The 15,726-nt window shown below is 66.6% G+C and carries 7 protein-coding genes; 5 read left to right on the top strand and 2 right to left on the bottom strand.

The window, feature by feature from the left end; all coding sequences use genetic code 11:
* The first annotated feature begins 785 nt into the window (after positions 1-785).
* The 4 genes from BLT97_RS08915 to BLT97_RS08900 all read left to right on the top strand — a co-directional run bounded on the left by BLT97_RS08915 (position 786) and on the right by BLT97_RS08900 (position 12,782).
* A complete protein-coding gene (locus BLT97_RS08915) occupies positions 786-4,457 on the top strand; it encodes a laminin G domain-containing protein (RefSeq protein WP_245769215.1) in 3,672 nt (1,223 codons plus the stop codon).
* A gap of 149 nt (positions 4,458-4,606) precedes the next feature.
* Positions 4,607-11,146, top strand: a complete 6,540-nt coding sequence (locus tag BLT97_RS08910; RefSeq protein ID WP_425442669.1) for an RHS repeat-associated core domain-containing protein — start codon at positions 4,607-4,609, stop codon at positions 11,144-11,146.
* A 77-nt stretch (positions 11,147-11,223) separates the two neighbouring features.
* Positions 11,224-11,646, top strand: coding sequence for a hypothetical protein (locus BLT97_RS08905; protein ID WP_093608221.1), 423 nt, complete (start codon positions 11,224-11,226; stop codon positions 11,644-11,646).
* A gap of 470 nt (positions 11,647-12,116) precedes the next feature.
* The gene (locus BLT97_RS08900; RefSeq protein WP_093608361.1) at positions 12,117-12,782 is read left to right on the top strand and encodes a hypothetical protein; all 666 of its coding nucleotides are present in this window, start codon (positions 12,117-12,119) and stop codon (positions 12,780-12,782) included.
* A gap of 111 nt (positions 12,783-12,893) precedes the next feature.
* Here BLT97_RS08900 and BLT97_RS08895 read toward each other — a convergent pair whose 3' ends face one another.
* Entirely contained in the window at positions 12,894-13,364 is a 471-nt protein-coding gene (locus BLT97_RS08895; protein WP_093608220.1) for an SRPBCC family protein, read from the bottom strand.
* Between the two features lie 56 nt (positions 13,365-13,420).
* Complete coding sequence (locus BLT97_RS08890; RefSeq protein ID WP_093608219.1) at positions 13,421-14,650, bottom strand: epoxide hydrolase family protein; 1,230 nt, start codon at positions 14,648-14,650, stop codon at positions 13,421-13,423.
* A 182-nt stretch (positions 14,651-14,832) separates the two neighbouring features.
* Between BLT97_RS08890 and BLT97_RS08885 the strand changes: the two genes are divergently transcribed.
* The gene (locus tag BLT97_RS08885) at positions 14,833-15,420 is read left to right on the top strand and encodes a CGNR zinc finger domain-containing protein (protein ID WP_093608218.1); all 588 of its coding nucleotides are present in this window, start codon (positions 14,833-14,835) and stop codon (positions 15,418-15,420) included.
* The last annotated feature ends 306 nt before the right edge of the window (positions 15,421-15,726 follow it).

The following is a 15,726-nucleotide window of genomic DNA, read 5'->3' as shown; positions in this document are numbered from 1 at the left end:
GGCCGAACGTCCCGCATGCGTCTTGATGGGTTCGAGTCCTCGGGGAAGGCGCTGCCGGACATGTCCCGGGTTGGTGGGGCTGCCGCGCGTCGATGACTTGCCGACCCGTCTCTTCGTAACCTCCTTGAGCCGACGCCTAGTTGGTGGATTCCGCTTCTGCGCCTGTCCTGGGCGACATCTCGGAGCGATGACCTCCGGTTCGGAAATAGTCCCTGTTCAGCGGGTTGTCGAAGGGGTCAGATGTGGCGCGCGTCACGTTGACGGCCGAAGTCGTTCCGACGTTAACTCGCTCCACCTGTAAAGATCATGTGACTCAGGGGTGGGGGAAACATGTGGGTCGGGGGGCTTTTGCGCGTGCCGAGTTGGCCTGGGCGCGCTGTCTTTCGCTGCTCGGATCCGGCCGAGTGACCTGAGGCTCGTCCGCATCAGTCGGACGCCGGCCGACGCGAGAGCATCTGAAGCTGCCCGGACGAGGCAGTCACCACAGCCCGTCTTCACCCGGGCGCGAGCAGAGATGCTCGCATGCAGGGCTTTGCGCACATTACGCCAGCCGTCTCGGCCGTCCTGTCCCCACGTACGACTCTTCTTGCCCGCCTGGGCTGAACTCCTGGCGGCTTCACGCGAAACGGTTTCTGTATGTCAACGCTGCAGTCCCTGCCCATTGGCCTGATGGCCTTGTGCCAAGAGGGCCTTTCATGAAGTCCCGAAGAGGGCGCACCTCCCGTCTGTCCGGTTCGCTGGCAGTCCTGGCGTTGGCTGCGCTGACTCTCCAGGTGACGCCCGCCATGGCCGAATCCGCGCGTGCTGCCGAAAGCGTCGGACAGACTTCGTCCGAAGCTGCCCTGGCCAAGGCCGAAGAAACCGGGGCCCGAGTCGAGGTCGTCGATGAACGCACCGAGCGGGAAACGGTGTTCGCCAATCCTGACGGTGAGACCTTCACGCTCGAGAAGTCCATCGTCCCGATCCGTGTGGCCACAGTCGACGGTGGCTGGACCACCCCGGACGCAACGCTGGTCAGCCGTGCCGACGGGTCGGTTGCTCCCAAGGCAGCGGCTGTCGACGTTGTCTTCTCAGGAGGCGGTGCCGGCAGCAACCTCGTGACCATCGGCGAGAAGGGCCGGTCGGTCACCATGGGCTGGCCGGGCAAGCTGCCTGCGCCCAAACTGGACGGCTCCCGCGCCATCTACGAGAACGTGCGTCCTGACGTCAATCTGATCCTGACGGCGACGGCCGAGGGCTTCCGGCAGGTCCTGGAGGTCGAGACGCTCGAAGCCGCCGCCGATCCCGGACTGCGCAGTATCGAGTATGCACTCGACGCGGACGGGCTGGCGGTGCGATCGGGTGCTGCGGGCAGCATGGAAGCGGTTGACGGCAACGGCCAAGTGGTGTTCCGCTCGCCGAGCGCGCAGATGTGGAACTCCGCAGGTGACAGCACAGACCCCGGTCCGGCGCCCCAGACCGACGGAGTGCGGGCCCTCGGCGCCAGCGCGGCTGACGCCGGTGAACCGGTGGCGGTGGCCCCTCCGGAAGAGGGGGAACCGCTGGACGGCCCTGGCGCCGGTGATGAGTCGGCCGTCATGGATGTCTCCGTCGACGCAGACTCCGTCAAGGTGACCCCGGACGCCGAACTCGTCGCGCGGACTGCGGAAGCGGATCTGCCGCTCTACATAGACCCGTCCGTCGAACTCAACGAGTCCGAGCGTACGGTCCTGTCCTCGGACGGGGACGTGTTCTACAACTTCTCCGGCGGCACCAACGGCATGAGCGTCGGCAAGTGCGGTACCGCGGTGATCGGTGGGGTCTCGTACTACTGCGGCAACGGCTATGTGAACCGCATGTACTTCGAGTTCGCTCCGGACAAGCTCAAGGGCAAGCATGTCCTCGACGCCACCTTCTCCGTCACGGAGACCTGGTCGTTCTCGTGCGACGCGCGCTGGGTCGACCTGGAGCGCACCAACAACATCTCCTCCTCATCCAAGTGGCCGGGACCGACCAAGCTGGACCAGATGGGCGACCGCTACGTGTCCGCCGGCCGAGGTTCCAACTGCTCTCCGTCCCAGCCCAGAGCACCCATCAACTTCAACGACAACCCTGAAGAGACCGACGAGAACCTCACGGCGACGGTCAAGTCCTTCGCAGCAGGCAAGTTCCCCCGGCTCACGCTGATGCTGATGGCCAAGGACGAGAGCGACACCGTCGCCTGGAAGCGGTTCGATGACGACGCGGTCCTGAAGGTCAGCTACGTCAGCCTGCCCGCCGTGCCGAGTGCGTACGGCATCAAGGCCGGTTCGAGCCGTGTCTGCAGTAAGTCGGAGACGGCACCCAGTGTGATCACCGATCCCAAGCCGGACCTCCTGGCCACACCCGAGACGGCGTCGGGAGGTGAGGCGGAGGGGCGGCTGCGCGTCTACTTCGACATCGACGTCAAGAACGGAACGACGTGGGCGGATGCCCCACCACCGACCACCGGATCACTCAAGCCAACCACCGGCTATGTCTCCTACAGCAGCACCCTGAAGAACTTCCCGGAGCAGACAAAGGATTGGGACACCCCACTCGTCGACGGCAAGCTCTATCGCTATGCGGCCTACACCTGGTCTCTCTACAACAGTGATGCGAGCCATCTCAGCAGCTCCGCGTCTCCGTGGTGCTACTTCCTGGTCGACAGCAAGGCCCCCCAGAAGCCGACTGTCAGCTCCTGGACGGTTTACAGCGAATGCGTTTCCGGCGGCACCTGTACAGCCGGCGGCGGGCCCAGCAAGCCGGGCACCGTCCTCTTCGGCCCCGCTGCCGGTGAGACCAGCACCAACACCGGCTACCGGTACAAGCTCTCCACCGATGCGGCCTGGTCGCAGTGGATGAACGGTGCCACGTACCGGGCGACCATCACCCCGCCCTCGTCGGGCACCAAACTTCTGCACGTTCAGGCGAAGTCCGCCGCGTACCCGCTGGGCGGCGAGGAGCAGATCGTCCGCTTCCTGGTCAGTGAGGGGCCGCAGGCCATCGGCCGCTGGAACTTCGACGAGACCAGCGGTGCGGCCGTAGACAGGTCGACCACGGACCCGGCTCTGCGCAACGACCTGACCCTGTCCGGTGCAGCACGTACCCCGAACGGGCGCCGTGGCGAGATCGTCAAGACTCCGGCCACTGAGACCACACCGGCAGTTCTCGGCCAGGACCAAGGGCTGTGGCTGGAGAACTCGGCCTATGCAGCCTCCACCAAACCCGTTCTGGAGACCGCGGCTTCGTACACCGTGTCCACGTGGGTCCGGATGGATGCCACTGGGCACAACTTCACGGTGGCTGGGCAGGACGGCACGTACTACAGCCCGTTCTTCCTCGGGTACTGCGAGACCGCGAAGGTGTGGTGCCTGCGGCTGGCGGACGCGGACGTGGCGGCCACTGCTCTCGACAACCAGCGAGTGAACAGCAAGTCCCCGGCGCAGGCCAAGGTCTGGACGCACCTTGCGGGGGTTGTCGACCATGACAAGAACGTCATGTCGCTCTACGTCAACGGGCAGCTCCAAGGCACCGACACCATCACGAGCAACTGGGCATCCAACGGCGGTTTCCAGGTGGGTCGGGTGAAGTACAAGGGCACGTACGTCGACCACTTCCCCGGCGAGATCGACGAGATGGTGGTCTGGCAGGCTGCTAAGTCCGCCGATGAGATCGCCACAGAGGCAAAGCTCACGGACGGCCCGGACGGCTCCGGTCTGCCGCATCTCGAACTGGTCGCGGACCTCAACGCGTCCGGTGCCTCCGGCACCACCGTCAAGGACACCACCACGAACTACAACGCGACCCTCTCGCTCGGAGCCGGAGCAACCCTGAACGGCGAATCAGTCGTCTTGAACGGCACAGGCGGTGCGGAGTTCACCGACACGCCGCTCGTCGACGCGACCGGTTCGTTCACCGTGGCGGTGGATGCTCTCGTCGACGGTGCCGCTCTGGCGAACAAGCCGAACGGACATGCGGTCCAGATCCTGGGGCAGCGCACGGCAACCGGTTCATCATGGGGGTTGTGGTTCGAGAAGACCGGGGTCGACCCGACCGGGCACGAGGTCCTCGACGAGAACGGCGACCCGATCATCGACGAGACGACGGGCGAGCCAAAGTCGGAGACCTGGGCCCTGGGGCGCTGGCACTTCGGGCGGCTCACCGCTGACGGTACCGGCACGTCGGTGCAGAGCGATGAGGCCGCGGTGCTCGGCACCGAGGTTCAACTGGTCGGCTCGTACGACGCGCAGGCAGGCACGGTCAGCCTGTTCCTGATCGACCGGCAGGGGCAGCCCACCGAGTTCACCGCTGAGGCGGGTACCGGTGGTGTGGCCGTCGGCAAGGGCTGGCTGAACAGCGCCTGGACCAGCTTTGTGCCCGGCCGTGTCGACCGCATCCGGCTCTGGGCGGGCGCACTGCAGAGCGCCCACCACAAGTCCGCAGTAGTCGGTGACTGAGCCCAGCCGCTCACGCAGCGTCGCGTGAGCGATTCCGGGCGCGGAGGGGATTCCGTCCGCGCCCGGGCCCATCGGTTCATTTGTTCCGCGGCGGCCCGGTCCCCGGGCCGCCGCTCCGCCCTGCCTATTTCCTGGAGAGTTGGCACACCGTGTTGAGATCACGACCGCCGGGAGACCGACGCGGCCTTGGCAGACTGCCAGTGGTCGGCGCGCTCTTTCTCGCCCTGGCCGTCCCCGCGTCCCTGCCGTCACTGGCCGCTGCCGCTAGTGCCCCGACTGCCCCTGAACCTGCCAACAGCAGGGTCAGCAAAGTCAGAACGTTGTCGGGCCTGGGCGCGAAGGAAGCCCGCTCCCGCGTCGCGAGGGACAAGGACGCCAACCGGCGCCTGATCGAGCAAGCCCGCAGCGAGCGGCGCGCGGAGTGGCCCAAGGCCGCTGTGTCGCGCGCCGAGCTCACGACCCATGCCGACAGCTCGGCGTTGATCGGTGTCAGCGCCGAGTCGCAGGACGCCACCCGCAGGCAAGCGCGCGCCGTGGCCTCCGGGACGGCGAGCATCCGGGTCCTGGATCAGCGGGCCGCCGAGCGGGTCGGCATCACGGGTGTGCTGTTCACCGTAGGGGCCGAGCAGCAGGGTGCCGCCGAAGTCACAGTGGACTACAGCTCGTTCGCTTCGATGATCGGCGGCAACTGGTCTACTCGACTTGGACTGGTGAGGCTACCTTCCTGTGCGCTGACCACCCCCGAGAAGGAGACCTGCCGCACCACCACGCCGCTGGGGTCCGTCAATGACGTACGGGCGGAGGAAGTCACCGCCCGTACGACCCTCTCGGCTGCCGATGCGCCGACTGTGCTGGCGGTCTCGGCGCTTTCCACCACGACGTCCCCCACCGGCGCCGGCGATCACCAGGCGACCCCGCTGACCGCATCCGCGACGTGGGAAGCGGGCGCATCCTCGGGCTCGTTCACCTGGTCGTACCCCATCACCGTGCCTCCGGCGGTGGCCGGGCCGGTTCCCCCGCTGAACCTGGCCTACGACTCCGGCAGTATCGACGGCCGGACCGCCAACACCAACAACCAGGGCTCGCTAATCGGTGAAGGGTTCTCTCTCACTGAGTCGTACATAGAGCGCAAGTACGGCAGTTGCGAGGACGACGGGCAGAGCGAGAAGTCCGACCAGTGCTGGAAGTACGAGAACGCCTCTCTGGTCTTGAACGGCTCCTCCACCGAACTCGTCAAGGACGACACGACCGGTCAGTGGCGGCTGAAGAACGACGACGCTTCGCAGGTGTTCCATGTCACCGGCGCGGACAATGGCGATGACGGCGACGACATCAAGGACGGCAAGGGCGACGGCAAGGGTGAGTACTGGAAGGTCGTCACTGGCGACGGCACCACGTACACCTTCGGTCTGAACAAACTCCCCGGCGCCGACACCCAGCGCACGAACTCCACCTGGACCGTGCCGGTGTTCGGCGATGACAGCGGTGAGCCCGGCTACTCGTCGGGCACCACGTTCGCGGGGCGTGCCAAGACCCAGGCGTGGCGCTGGAATCTCGACCTCGTTCAGGACGTGCACGGCAACGCCTCCACGTACTGGTACGCAAAGGAGACCAACCACTACGCGCAGAACGGCGACAAGCAGAAGCTCGCCTCATACGTCCGTGGCGGTCACCCGACCGAGATCCGGTACGGCCAGCGCGTGGAGAGCCTGTTCACCGGAAATCCGTCGGGGAAGGTCGGGTTCTCGTACAAGGAGCGCTGCACCGCCTCGTCGTGCGAGACCCTCAACAAGGACACGGCGGACAACTGGCCTGACGTCCCCTTCGACGGCATCTGCTCGGCCACCGAGACCGACTGTCTTTCCACCGGACCGTCGTTCTTCACGCGCAAGCGGCTCACCGGCATCGAGACATATGCGTGGTCCACGGCTGCTGAGCCGGACGCGTTCAAGCCGGTCGATGCCTACGCGCTGACCCAGGAGTTCTTCGACGGGCAGGACATCGGCAACAGCTCCGACCAGGTCCTCACCCTGACTTCGCTCAAGCGCACCGGCCTCGACGGCACCGCCATCTCGTTGCCACCGGTCGGCTTCACCTACCAGCAGCGTCCCAACCGCGTCGAAGGCGGCACCCAGCCGGGAGGGGCGAACATCCTGCCGCTGACCCGGCCTCGCATGTCCACCATCACCTCGGAAACGGGCGCGATCACGACGGTCGTGCTCTCCAACCCGGAATGCGTCCGCGGCACGACCATGCCTGCGGCCGAGGACGACAACAACCTGTCGTGCTACCCGGTGAACTGGAAGATCAATGGCGGGGACACGGCACTCGACTGGTTCCACAAGTACCGGGTGACGTCGGTCATCGCGAGTGATCCGACCGGTAAGAATCCCGCTGTCGAGAGCGGTTACGTCTACGACGGGCCGGGCTGGCACTACAGCGACGACCCCTTCACCAAGGAGAAGGAGCGCACCTGGTCGGTCTGGCGCGGCTACCAGAAGGTCACCGCGTACACCGGGGAGGCGGGCGCGACCCGCTCCAAGACCGTGAAGGTCTTCCACCTGGGCATGCACGGGGACAAGCGCAAGGACGGGTCCACCCGCAGTGCGAGCGTCGCGCCGGTCACGCTGCCCGGTGCGACCGTGCCGACGGTCACCGACCACGAGCAGTACGCGGGCCAACTGCGTCAGGAGGTCACGTACGACGGGGCCACCGCGATCTCGTTCAGCGTCAACGACCTGTGGGACCGGCAGACCGCCAGCCAGCAGAAGTCGTACGCACACACCAAGGCCTACTTCGTGCGCACCTCGCGGACGTTTCAGCACACCTGGCTGACCGTCCCGAAGAAGTGGCGGACGGCTGCCACCTCGCATACGTACGACCCCACCTATGGCATGGTCACCAAGACCGAGAACCACGGTGAGTGGGGCGTCGGGGGCGACGAGACCTGCACGCGCACCTGGTATGCGCGCAACGAGGCCAAGGGTTTGACCTCCTTGGTTTCGCGTACCCGCACAGTCGGCAAATCCTGCGCGGACACCGACGACAAGCTGACGCTGCCCACCTCGACCGCCACCCGCGGAGATGTGCTGTCCGACGCGGCCACCGTCTTCGACAACCCCTCGGCGACGGCTTGGACCGCCGACCAGACTCCGGTCCTGGGGCTGCCCACATGGACCGGTATGCCCACCGGATACCCGGCGGCGAACGGCACGGCGGACCGGAACCCCGGCGCCGGATCCTGGCGGACGGTCGCCGCGACGACGTTCGACACCGACACAGCCAAGCTCGGCCGCCCGCTGAAGGTGACAGACGCTGAAGGCAGGGTCACCACCACCACCTACTACCCGGCCGCAGCAGGGCCGCTGACCGGTGTCATCGTCACACTCCCGAAGCTGTCCTCCAACGGCCAGACCCACAAGAACTACACGTACTTCGACGCGACGCGCGGCTCGGTCACGTACACACTCGACGCCAACCTCAAGCGCACCGAATACGCACGGGACGCGCTCGGCCGGATCACCGCGACCTGGCTTCCCAACCGGTCCAAAGCCGGGGGTGACAGCGCCTCGGCCACCTTTGCCTACGGTGTGAGCCAGACTGCCCCGTCCTGGACCTCGGTCGCCAAGCTCAAGGCCGACGGCACCAGCTACAGCACCAGCTACACGCTCTACGACTCGCTGGCCCGTCAGATCCAGACCCAGACCCCGGGGGCCAACGGCGGGCGCATCCTGACCGACACCCGCTATGACGCACGCGGCCTGGCAGTCAGAACACAGTCCGACGCGTACGACAGCTCCAAGGCACCCAACAGCACGTACATGGGCGTCGATTACGCACAGGCCCCCGTACAGAACGACACGGTGTACGACGGAGCCGGCCGCTCCGTGAAGACGACCCTGTCGTCGTGGGGCACCAAGAAGTGGGACACCACGACCAGTTACACCGGTGACTCCACCGCCACCAGCGCGGTCGAGGGCGGCACTGCCACCCGGGTCATCACGGATGCGCTCGGCCGGACGACGGAGACGCGTACCTACGCGGGACCGCTGCCCGACGACACGGCGTACGGTGCCACGGTCGGCACCTCGTACACACGGGTCGCCACCACCTACACCCGGGACGCCAAGCCGCTCACGGTCACCGGACCCGACGGCTCTGTCTGGTCGCACGTGTACGACCTGTACGGCCGGGAGGTTTCCTCCACCGATCCGGACAAGGGCACCGTCACCACCGGCTGGACCACCCTCGACCAGGTCGACTACACCAAGGACTCGAGAGGGCAGCTGGTCTACTTCGGCTACGACGAGCTGGGCCGTAAGACAGGTCTGTGGCACACCAGCCGTACGGATGCGAACAAGCTCGCCGAGTGGACCTTCGACGGGTTGCTCAAGGGCCTGCCGGACAAGTCCGTTCGCTACGAGAACGGCGTCAACCAGACCAACAGCAAGGCCTACACCAAGGAGGTCACTGCCTACGACTCGCTGGGCCGTCCCACCACCACGACCCTGACTCTGCCGTCCGACGACCCGATGGTCACCTCCGGTGCAGTCACCGCCACCACGACCTTCGGAACGGCGTACCGCCTCGACGGAACGCTGAACAACACCAAGGAACCCGCGGCGGCCGGCCTCCCGGCGGAGACCGTCGAAACGCTGTACAACGACGCAGGCCTGCCCACACAGCAGTCTGGCATCTCCGGCTACCTGCTCGGGGTGGACTACTCGGCCATAGGCCAGGTCCACCAGCTGGAGCTGGGCACCTCGGCCTCGGCAAAGAGGGTGTTCATCTCCCGCACCTATGAGCCGGGAACAGGGCGGCTGCTCACCTCGTCCACCGACGACCAGACCCGTGGGCCGATCCAGGACCTGCAGTATGGCTACGACCAGGCGGGCAATGTCACGTCGATCTTCGACCGTGCCGACACGGGGGCCGGCGCCGACCAGCAGTGCTTCAGCTACGACGGCCAACGCCGGCTGACCGATGCGTGGACGCCTAAGTCCGCGGACTGCTCGCCCACCGGCCGCACCGTCGCCAACCTGGGCGGCCCCGCCGCCTACTGGACGAGCTACACCTACACCGACTCAGGTCAGCGCAAGACCGAGAAGCAGAACACTGCCACCCCGGTCACCTCGACCTACTGCTACGACGCCACGCGCAAGCATCGGCTGAAGGCGATCGTTACGTCGACGGCGGCGGATGCCTGTGACACGGCAGCGGCGCAGTACACCTACGACAACGCGGGCAACACCGAAACCAGGGCCGAGAAGGCCCGCTCGACAGTGGCCCAGGCGCTGAAGTGGAACCAGGAAGGCAAGCTCGCCAAGCTCACTGAAGCCGGCACGGACACCAACTACCTCTACGACGCCGACGGAGAACTCCTCATCCGCCGGGACACCGCGTCCGCCGGCGAGACAGTTCTGTACCTGGGCGCCACCGAGGTGCACCTCAAGTCGGGGAAGAAGTGGGCTGACCGCCGCTACTCCGCAGCGGGTTCGACGATCGCGGTGCGGAGCAACAAGTCCGGTACGGAGACTCTCTCGTTCCTCTCCGCCGACCACCACGGGACGTCCGGCACCGCCGTCACCAGTGACAGCACGCAGAAGCTCAGCAAGCGTTACACCACTCCGTTCGGTGCCGACCGGGGCACCGCCGTCGGCACTTGGCCGGACGACAAGGGATTCCTGGGCAAGTCCGTCGACAGCGGCACCGGCCTAACCCACGTCGGAGCCCGCGAATACGACTCCAGCACCGGACAGTTCATCAGCGTCGACCCGCTGCTGACCCTGGACCAGCACCAGTCACTCAACGGCTACAGCTACGCCAACAACAACCCGGCCACCCTGAGCGACCCCACAGGCATGGCGGTGCCCGAGTGTCTGCAAGGGCTGATCTCCTGCACTGGAGGCATTCCCGACACCAAGGAGGAGCGCGAGCGGAAGGCGGCCCAGACGCAGCGGAACAGTCGTGGCACCGCGCCTGTGTACAACAACGGCAGGTCCGGGAGCGCTGCCCCGGGATCCCCGAGGATGGGGCGGGCCATGGAGGCGATCCTGTTCACCAACCAGGAGATCGCCGCTCAGCTGCGCAAGGAACGGGTCAAGCAGATCCTGGACGGCAAGTTCGACTTGACGAACTACAAGGAGGAAGCCCTCGAGGAGGCGATGGACGACAACTGCAAGCGGGGCGCCCGCGACGGGTGTGCGGCCTTCAAGCTGGGCAGTGCGATCCAGGACTGGCTGACCACCGACGAGGAGGCCGATGCCAAAGAGATCATGGAGCGCATCGATGAGTCCTGGAAGTACCCCAACAAGAGCAAGAAAAGCGTTTTCGGGTTCGATACGGACGAGGAATTCCAGATTGCGCTGACTCTGGCCATCCACGGACACAAGGTGATGTCCAGGAACGACCGGCAGAAGCCCCCGCACGCGGGCGATGCCTGGGTCGACGAGATGCGGGCGGACTTCAAGGAGATGAAGAGCTTGCGGTCGGACGGACTCAGAGACCACCTGAAGAAGGCGGACCAGAAGCAGAAGGTGGACATGGTGGTCATCGATCTGCGCAAGGGCGGAATGGACGAGGACGACGCCTGGGACGGAATTCGCCAATTCACCAGGAGCCGCGCCCCCGAGAACGTGCAGAAGGTCGTGATCTACGGCAGGGGCTACATGATCGAGGAAGACCTGTAGCGTACTAAGAATCCGGGTGCCTGGGGCGATCCGTCCCAGGCACCCGGCACGGTTGTGGCGAGAGTGGAAACTGAAATATGGAATCGTTCGAGCAGTACGGTGGCGGAAAGCGGGACTTCGAGTTCAGGGTCGGTCTTGCGGAGGGGGCTTGGAACAGTGCCGAGTTTGGTGACCGCCTGTGGGCCGACGTAGGGGATTTTCTGGGTGTCTCGTTCGCGAACAGTCATGCTGAACCGTCCGGCCCGGATGGCTACCTGTACGGATTCGACGACGATGCATGGCTTGTGTCGTTGTTCGTCGACGACGGTGAGCCTGGCTGGCCGCTGGAGAAGGTTCCCGCGATGCTCACCGTTTGGTCGCGTTCGGACTCCCTCGAGACCTGGCAGGTGGCGGAGCGGTTGTATGCGCATCTCGCTGGCCTGGGTCGCTATCTGCTGATCGTGTTCGAGGAGGCCGGTATGCCGATCGCCTCTAACTTCGACATCGGTGACGACTGGTAGGGAACCCGCCGACTACATACCCGGACATGGTGTCTGCGCGGTGACTGGCGCGCTGTCGGCGTTCCGCTTCAACGTCTAGTTCCCCTGTCCGGTAGTTCCACGATGGGGCCGTCGCTGCGCACCAGTTGACCGCACCGACACAGGGACCGGGTGAGAGGCCTACCGGTTCGCCTGGAGGACGGCCTGGATCACCAGCTGCCCACCTTTGACCAGCGGCTTCCCGTGTCCCCATGTTCCGTGTCCCCCGCCGGGGGCACCTCGCAGAAGGTGCCTAAAGACCCCGTCACCAGCGGAAATGCTGGGGGTGGGGTCTTCTTGCGTTTGCGGCCTTGTGCGGCTCTGTGTCGCCGACGCGACCGTTTGGCCGGGAGCTGTGGACGACCTGGGCCCTCGCAGTCCGCGGCGTGGTCACGCGCCCGCTGCATCAGCACAGCGAGCGCATTGTCAGAGGCGTGCACTTGGATGTGTGCATGACCATCGAAGACGTCGCTCGGCAGCTGCCCGAGATAGCGGTGCTCCGTGAGCACTGTCGATCCCTTGCCATGTTGGACGCAGTGCTGAGCCCGGACTGGGAGGACCGGTACCACTCGTTCGACCACCGATGGTCTGAGACCGAAGCCATGGCGTCGATGCGTGACGGTTCGGGAGACGAGTACGCGATCGTCTTCTCACCGGCCGGCGCCTATGCTCGCGGGTTTGCTCACGAGTCGCCCATGAGCCCTTACGTGGCGGATGGGCTCTGGCCTGGCGTGCTGGACGAGGTTCCCGCCTGCTTTCAGGCGTACGTCGAGGAGCCTGCGTTCTCGGACGAGGACGGCATGCCCGTCGTCACGGCGTGCATGTGGCGCGAGGCTGACGCCGGCTGTTGGCAGACCGGGGCGATCGACTTTCCTGAGGTGCCGGAAGGCGATCCGGACGGCGCCCAGTACCTGTTCCAGCTCCTCACGGACCGCACACCAGAAGCGTTCCAGCGGTGGGCCGAGGACTATTACGAGGTTCCGATCGCACTGGAAGCCGTCTCCCACATCCTCGATTCCCGGCCTTTGACCGAGGCTGTAGTCACCGCCTTGAACCCGGAGATCACTCTGGCCGAACTCGCAAAGGACATCGCGGAGATCGGCTACCCGGCTCGCTGAGGTGGTGGACGGCGCGGGCAGAGTGACTTCAAGACCCGCCTAGCGGGTCGAGACCGGCGCTACTGCCGGATTCCCAACAGATTGATGCCTCTTGGCGCTGTGGTCCATGATTCAGCCCACCCCTTCGACAAACCCCGCCAAATTCCCCAACGACGAAGCGATCCCCGCCTCATGGACCGCTTGGTCGATGCCGGGCGGGACGTTCGTGGCCGTCACCGTGACGTGGGTTGAGCCGGCGTCAGGTGCCGTGAGGTGCCACGTCATGGTCATCGTGCCTGCGAAGGACGGGTCGTCCGAGGTGAAGACGGCCTGCTGGACGACGAGTTCCGGGGGCAGCAGGTCGGCGAAGTGGACGTGGACGACGTCCGTTGCGTCCGAGGATTTGCCCGGGCTGTCGGACGGGTCGAGGTAGGTGAGGACCATGCGGAAGCCGCCGCCGGGGCGTGGGTCCCACTGGTCGATGCGGCCGCTCATGCCGGCCGGTGGCAGCCAGGTCTCGAGGGAGTTTCGGTCCAGGAGGGCGTCGTAGACCCTCGTCCGGGGTGCGGCGATCAGGCGTTCGGCGCGGTCGGTCCTGGGCATGGGCACGGGCCGAGTTTAGGGGGAGTTGGGGGAGGGGACTTGTTTCAGGGATGAGGTCAGGCCGATGCCAGTACGGCCGCCAGGCCTTTCCGTACGTCCCCGACGAAGTAGTCCGGGACTTCCAGGGAGGGGAAGTGGCCGCCCCTGGCCGGGGAGTTCCAGCGGACGATGTTGCGGTAGCGCTGCTCGGCCCAGGGGCGCGGGCACTTCTCGATGTCGCGGGGGTACATCGTGACGGCCGACGGGACGTCCACGCGGAGGTCGGGGTCCAGGGAGTTGTGGCTCTCGTAGTAGATGCGGGCCGCCGACGCCCCCGTGCGGGTCAGCCAGTACAGCGTGACGTCGTCGAGGATGCGGTCCTTGGAGAGGGTCTCGAACGGGCTGTCCTCCGTGTCCGACCATTCGGCGAACTTGTCGAGGAGCCAGGCGAGCAGGCCCACCGGTGAGTCGACCAGTGCGTAGCCGATGGTCTGCGGGCGGGTGGCCTGCTGTTTCGCGTACGCCGCGCGGTGCCGCCAGAAGTGGCGGGTCTCCTCGGCCCATTGGCGTTCGAGCGGGGTCAGACCGTCGGTGCTCAGTCCGGGTGGCGCCTCCGCGAACAGGGTGTGGATGCCCAGGACTTGGTCAGGGAAGCGGCCGCCGAGGACCGTGGTGATGTTGCCGCCCCAGTCGCCGCCGTGGGCCGCGAACCTGTCGTAGCCGAGGCGGCCCATCAGTTCCACCCAGGCCGCCGCGATCTTTTCGGTGCCCCAGCCGGTGGTCGACGGCTTGTCGCTGTAGCCGAAGCCGGGGAGCGAAGGGGCCACGACGTGGAAGGCCGGGGCGTCGGGGGCTTCCGGGTCCGCCAGGTCTTCGATGACGTCCACGAACTCGGCGATGCTGCCCGGCCAGCCGTGCGTCAGGAGCAGGGGAGTGGCGTCCGCGCGTGCGGAGCGCCGGTGCAGGAAGTGGATGCCCAGGCCGTCGATGGTCGTACGGAACTGGCCCAGCCGGTCGAGGCGTTGCTCGAACGCCCGCCAGTCGTACGCGGTGCGCCAGTAATGCACGAGGTCGGTCAGGTCGGCGAGGGGGACGCCCTGGTCCCAGCGGCGGGGGCCGGCCGCGGCGCCCCGCACCGTCTCGGGCTCGGGCAGCCGGGCCGCGGCGAGCCGCGCGCGCAGGTCGTCCAGGTCGGCGTCGGTGGCGCGGGAGGAGAAGGGGGCTACGTCGACGTCAGTGGCGGTGTCGGCGCCGGTGTCGGTGTCGGTGTCGGTGTCGGCTCGTGCGTCGGTGGTCGGGCGGGGCATGAGGGCCTCCTGGCCGTCGCGATCGGTCCGGGCGTACGGGCGGATGGGGTGGCGGATGGGTTCGATGGGCGTACGGGACGTACGAGGCGTACGAGGCGTACGGGAGTGGAACCGGCAATGACGGTTCCCACTTCGGTTGTAGCAGGCGGCCGCGGAGCATCGCAACCGGCTATGGTGGTTCCATGCCTGCCGCCGCGTACCCCGAATTCCGCCTCGGCTCCGTGCTGGCGACCAGCTTCACGGGGACGCTCTCGGAGCGGCACGGCCACCCCGTGGAGCGCATCCCCGTCCCGCAACGGCTCGTGGACTGGCTGGTGGTGAGCGGTCTCGCGGTGGATTCCTGCACCGCCGAACAGCTCGGTCTGGCAAAGGAGTTGAGGGAGGCGGTGCACGCCGCCGCCACCGCGGCCGCGAGCGGGGAGCCGCTGCCGGCGGATGCGGTACGGGTCATCAACGAGCGCAGTGCGCAGGGGCGGGCCGTGGCGGTTCTGACGTCCGAAGGGGAGCGGGAGTGGCGGCTCAGCTCGCCGTCGAGCGTGGAGGACGCGCTCGGGGTGATCGCCGCCGACGCGATCGGCATCATCGCGGGGGAGCGGGACGGGCGGCTGGCGCTGTGCGCCTCGCCGACCTGCCGGGCCGCCTTCTTCGACACCAGCCGCAGCCGCACCCGCAGATGGTGCGAGATGAACACGTGCGGGAACCGCGAGAAGAAGGCCCGCTACCTCGCCAACCGCCGGGCGGACGCCGACCACCGTAAGGACTCGGGGTAGGCGCCACCGCAAGAATCCGGAGCAGGCGGAGGGACGCAGAGTTCGGTGCCCTAGCCATGCGAAGCGATACGAAGCGATACGAAGCGCTGCGAAGCGATACGAACAGCAGTTTGCGCCGTACGCCACCCGTGGTGTTACAGTGACGCCGATCGATCCCGATCAACAGGGTTGTTACTCCTCGGGCGACACAGACATCGATGCCGATGTCGAAGTCGTCGAGTGGAGGCAAGACCTGGGAAACGCCGTATGTCCGGCGTGGCCCGGGTCTTTTTTGTTGCCCTGAAGCAGGTGGTTCGTCCCGTTTCG

Source organism: Streptomyces indicus, from assembly GCF_900100315.1.
Classification (GTDB): domain Bacteria; phylum Actinomycetota; class Actinomycetes; order Streptomycetales; family Streptomycetaceae; genus Streptomyces; species Streptomyces indicus.
This window is presented reverse-complemented; position numbering and strand designations above follow the sequence as displayed.